5 protein-coding genes are annotated in these 5,120 nt (G+C 76.0%); all 5 read left to right on the top strand.

Features of this window, described 5'->3' with window-relative positions; genetic code table 11:
- Nucleotides 1-2,884 (top strand): AAA family ATPase (locus RB146_08625; protein MDQ7829046.1); only part of this gene is annotated, 2,884 nt, incomplete at its 5' end.
- Nucleotides 2,885-2,938: 54 nt separating this feature from the next.
- Entirely contained in the window at nt 2,939-3,175 is a 237-nt protein-coding gene (locus RB146_08620) for a hypothetical protein (GenBank protein MDQ7829045.1), read from the top strand.
- An 18-nt stretch (nt 3,176-3,193) separates the two neighbouring features.
- Nucleotides 3,194-3,529 carry a hypothetical protein gene (locus RB146_08615; GenBank protein MDQ7829044.1) on the top strand — a complete coding sequence of 112 codons (336 nt, stop codon included), beginning with the start codon at nt 3,194-3,196 and terminating at the stop codon, nt 3,527-3,529.
- Between the two features lie 163 nt (nt 3,530-3,692).
- Nucleotides 3,693-4,565, top strand: a complete 873-nt coding sequence (locus RB146_08610) for a helix-turn-helix domain-containing protein (protein MDQ7829043.1) — start codon at nt 3,693-3,695, stop codon at nt 4,563-4,565.
- Between the two features lie 66 nt (nt 4,566-4,631).
- On the top strand, nt 4,632-5,120 hold a 489-nt coding region (locus tag RB146_08605; GenBank protein MDQ7829042.1), incomplete at its 3' end, for a hypothetical protein.

Here is a 5,120-nt window from a genome sequence, read left to right as displayed (position 1 = left end):
GCCGCTGGGGCCGCTGGCGTTGAAGGGCAAGGAGCGGCCGGTCCCGGCCTGGGAGGTCGTGGGGCTGCGGACGCGTCCCGGCGCGCCGGCGGGGCGGCGTGCCCCGCTGATCGGGCGCACCGGCGAGCTCGACCTCCTGCTGCGCCTGTACGACCGGGTGGTGACGGAGCGTCGCGCCCACCTGGTCACGGTCCTCGGGCCCGCCGGCGTGGGGAAGTCGCGGCTGCAGCAGGAGTTCGTGGGGCTGCTGCGCGCCCTGCCGGAAACGCCGGCCATCGGCACGGGGCGCTGCCTCCCCTACGGGGAGGGGCTGGCCTTCTGGGCGGTGGCCGAGATCCTCAAGCAGGACGCGCAGATCCGGGACGACGACCCCGAGGACGCGGCGCGGGAGAAGCTGCGCGCGGCCGTGGCGCAGCGCCTCCCCGACGAGGCCGACACGGTGGCGGCGGCGCTGGGCTTCCTCATCGGGCTGGTCTTTCCGGGCTCGGCCGTCGCCGCCTACGACCCCCGCAGCGCGCGCGAGGAGGCGTTCCTCTCCTGGCGCCGCTACCTGGAGGCGCGGGCGCGGCAGCGGCCGCTCGTGCTCGTGGTGGAGGACCTCCACTGGGGCGACGAGGGGTTGCTGGACCTCCAGGACTACACCGCCTCCCGCCTGCAGGAGGTCCCAGTGCTCATCCTGGCAGCGGCCCGTCCGGAGCTGCTGGAGCGGCGCCCCCACTGGGGCGGGACCGCCCGCGACGCCACCCGCATCGACCTCAGCCCGCTGGACGCCACCGAGGCCCGCCGCCTCCTCGCCGCCCTCCTGCCGGGGGCCCCGACGCTGCCCGAGCGCCTGGCCGCCCGCATCGCCGACGCGGCGGAGGGGAACCCCTTCTTCATGGAAGAGATGGTGCGGCTGCTGGTCGAGCAGGACGTGCTGACCGCCGAGGGGGACCGGTGGCAGGTCGGTCGGGCGCTGGACGACCTCCCCCTGCCCGACACGGTGCAGGGCGTGATCGCCGCCCGGCTCGACCGCCTGCCGGACGACGAGAAGCGCGTCCTGCAGCAGGCCGCGGTCGTGGGGCGCATCTTCTGGATGGGGACGCTGCGGGCCCTGGTGGAGGAGACGGTGCCGCTCGCGGGGATCCTCGACCGGCTGGAGGGGCGCGATCTGATCCGGGAGCGGGCGGAGTCGACGCTGGCCGGCGACCGGGAGTTCATCTTCAAGCACATCCTGACGCGCGAGGTCGCCTACGCCACCCTGCCCCGGGCGGTGCGGGCGCGCACCCATGCGCAGGTAGCGACCTGGGTGGAGCGCACCGCCGCCGGGCGCACCGAGGAGCTCCTCGACCTGCTGGCCTACCACTGGACGAGCGCCCGCGAACCGGCCCGGGCGCTGGAGTACCTGGTGCGGGCCGGGGACCGGGCCCGCCGGCTCTTCGCCAACCGGCGCGCCGCCGACGCCTACACCCGGGCCCTGGCGCTGGGGGTCGACCTCGCTCCGGACCTCCGCCTGCGCCTGCTGCGCCACCGCGCCGAGGCCCGCCAGCTGCTGGGGGAGTACGACGGCGCGGAGGCGGACATCGCCGAGACCCTGCGCCTCCTCCCGCAGACGGCAGGCGGCCGGGAGGTGGAGCCGGCGCTGCGCTTCGAGCAGGTCCGGCTGGACCACCGGCGCCGGCGCGTCCCGATCCCGGAGATCATCGCCGGCTACGAGGAGGCCCGCCGCCTGGCCGCCACGGTGGGGGACCGCCGCACCGAAGGGCTGTGTCTGCTGGAGACCGCCAACGCGCATTGGGACCAGAACCGTCCCGGTGAGGCGGAGCAGCTGGCCCGTACCGCCCTGCCGATCTTCGAGGCGCTCGGGGACCATGGGGCGGTGGCGGGCGTCCTGAACCTCCTCTCCACGGTCCGCTGGTTGGTGCGCGACCTGCCCGGCGCCCTCGACCTCACGGAGCGCGGGATCGGCGAGGCCCGGGCGGGCGGGGACCGGGCCCGCGAGGCCACCGCGCGCAGCTACCGGGGGCTCTACCTGTGGCTGGGCGGCCGCGCGGTGGAGGCGCTGGCGGCGCTGGAGGAGGCCGACCGCCTGGCCGAGGAGATCGGCGACCGTCGGCGGCGGATGTGGATCGCCCAGTTCAGCGGGATGGCCGAGCTCGGCCTGGCCTGCCTGGAGGCGGCGGCGCGCCACCTGGAGACCTCCCTGCAGCTCTCACGCGAGATCGGCTACACCAACCCCGTGACGTTCTTCAACTGCGTTCAGCTCCACCGGACGCTGGGCGACCTGCGGCCGGTGCTGGTCCTGGTCGACGAGTTCCCGCCCGGCGCGTTGCGCCCGGGCGACGTCCACCGGCCCACCCTGGCCGCGGCGCACGCGCTGCTGGCCGTGGAGCGCGGGGAGCGGGACTCGCCGTTCGTGGACGAGGTGGTCGAGGCGGTGGGTCAGCCCATCGTCTCACCCAGCACGTTGATCGCCGCCGCCGACGTGGCCCACGCGCTGGCGCTGGCGGACGACGTCGGCCGGGCGGAGGCGCTGGCGCGGGCCGTCCTGGCGCAGATCCCGTCCGGGTGGCTGCCCGCGGCGGCCGCCCATGCGGGGATCGCGCTGGCTGCCTGCTGTACGGCGGGCGGGCGGTTCGGGCCCGCGGTGGGCCATCTCGACCGCGTCGACGGCGTGCTCCGCGGACTGGGCTTCCGGCTCTTGGAGGCGGAGGCGGCGCTGGCGCGCGGTGCGGTGCTGGCCGCCCGGGGGGACGGCACCGGCGCCCGCGCGCAGGCTGCGCAGGCGCGGGCGCGGGTCGAGGCGGTGGCCGCGGCCATGGCCGACGACGCCGTGCGCGCCCAGCTGCGGGCGGGGCCGCTCGGACGGCAGGCGGAGACGCTGCTCGGGATCGCGGCGCACTGACGGCCTTCCCCGGCCCGCACCGTCGCTCCCAACTCCACCCCGGAGGTGAACGTCATGGCCTTCATCCGCACCGTGCCCCCCGAGGAGGCGACCGGGCTGCTGCGCGACCTGTACGAGGAGGACCGCCGTCGGGACGGGGCGGCGGCCCACTCCACGCAGGCCCTCAGCCTGCGACCGGAGGTCATCGCCGCGTGGCGGGCGCTGCGGGACGCCATCCGCGCGCACATGGACCTGCGGCGGTACGAGCTGGTCACCATCGCCGCGGCCCGCGCCCTGCGCTGTACCTACTGAATGGTCGCTCACGGAGCGGTGCTCCGTGCCCAACTCTTCAGCGCCGAGCAGGTGGAGGCCATCGCCCGCAACTACCGCACGGCGGGGCTGCCGCCGGAGGAGGTGGCGATGATGGCCTACGCGGAGAAGATCGCCCTGCACGCCTGGCGGGTGACGCCCGAGGACATCGAGACGCTGCGCCGCCACGGCTTCACCGACGAGGAGATCCTGGACATCGCGCTGGCCGCCTCGGTCCGCAGCTTCTTCAGCAAGGTCCTGGACGCCGTCGGCGCCGAGCCCGACCCCCACTACCACAGCCTGGAAGCGCCCCTGCGCCGCGTGCTGGCCGTGGGCCGACCCTTCGAGGCAGGTTGACCCTCACCCCCGGGCTGAGCGGTCCCCGGGCCCCGCACCCGCCGGGGCGGGCGCCTGCCCGGGCCTCGGAAGGCGGGCGCCGACGGGGGCGTTGACAGGGGTGCCCCGGGGCGGCAGCATAGTAGTTGCTTTCATAACTACTCCATTACCCTGGGGGCGGTCGATGGCGGCCCACCCGGAACGGCACCTGGAGGCCCTGGGGTTCAGCCCGTACGAGGCCCGAGTCTACGTCACCCTCCTCCGGCACAGCCCCGCCACGGGGTACGAGGTCGCCCGGGCCAGCGCCATTCCCCGCCCGAACGTCTACACCGTCCTGGCCCGTCTTGAGTCCCGGGGGGCCGTCCGCCGCCTGCAGACCCCTGAGGGGGTGCAATACGCCCCCGTCCCGCCGACCGAGCTGATCGGCCGGCTCGCAGCCGCCTTCCAGCGCCACGCCGTGGAGGCGCGCCGCGCGCTGACCCGCGTCCGCCCCGCCCGGTCTGAGGACGTGGCCTGGAACGTGCGCGGCTACGACCGGATCCTCGAGCAGGCCAGGGCGCAGGTGGAGGCCACCAGGCGCGTGCTGTGGATCGCCCTCACCCCCGCCGAGGCCCGGGCGCTGGCCGGTGCGCTGGCGGCGGCGCGCCGGCGGGGGGTGCGCGTCACCACGCTCTGTCTGGAGGCCTGCCCGGAGCCGTGCGGTGGGTGCGTGGGGACCCTCCACCGGTACCGGGTGCCGCCCGAGCGCGCCGGGCGGTGGCTCGTTCTCGTCAGCGACGGCGCGGAGGTCTTCGGGGCCGAGATCGGCGCCCATCCCGACCAGGCCGGTGCGGTGCGCAGCCGCCACCGTGTCCTGGTGGACCTCGTCACCTGGTACTTGCGCTACAGCGTGGCGCTGGGACGGACGCTCGACGCGCTGGGCGTCCCTCCGGCGCAGATGGACCGGCCCGAGGCCGCCCGGCGTCTGCCGGCGGCCGGCGCCTGGCTGCGGCACCTGCGCCGCGCCCTGCAGGATGCGCGGCAGGGTCGGAAAGGAGGTGAGGGTCGGGCGCACTGAGTCGGTGCGGCGCTCCGCCGCCTGGGGCCGACCAGCGGGGAATCCGGCAACAGGAGGAGGAACGCCATGGGGACGCACGTGCTGAGGCTCGTCCGCTCGAGGAGCATGACCATCGCGCTGGCCGCCACCGCCCTGCTCGCGGCTGCGGCCGTGGTGGCGGTCACCACGGTACCGGCGCCGGTCCGCGCGGCGCCCGAGACGCTGACGGTGGCGGAGCTGCGCATGGCCCTGCGCGGGCTGCTCGTCGACCACATCGTCTGGTCGCGCGCCTCTGTCGTGGCCACCCGCCTGGGAGAGCGCGCGGCGGCCCGCGTCGCGGAGGAGCGGGCCCTGCAGAACGCCCGCGCCATCGGCCAGGCCATCGCCCCCTTCTACGGCACCGATGCGGCGGCGAAGTTCGGCACTCTCTTCACCGGCCACGTCCAGGCCGTGCAGGACCGGCTCTCGGCCACGCTGGCCGGCAGTGAGGCCCGCCGGAAAGCCGCCGACGACCGCGCCGGCCGCAACGCCGACGAGATCGCGGCCTTCCTGGCCGGTGCCAACCCCCACCTGCCG

Source organism: Armatimonadota bacterium (genome assembly GCA_031081585.1).
GTDB classification, from domain to species: domain Bacteria; phylum Sysuimicrobiota; class Sysuimicrobiia; order Sysuimicrobiales; family Humicultoraceae; genus Geohabitans; species Geohabitans tengchongensis.
This window is presented reverse-complemented; position numbering and strand designations above follow the sequence as displayed.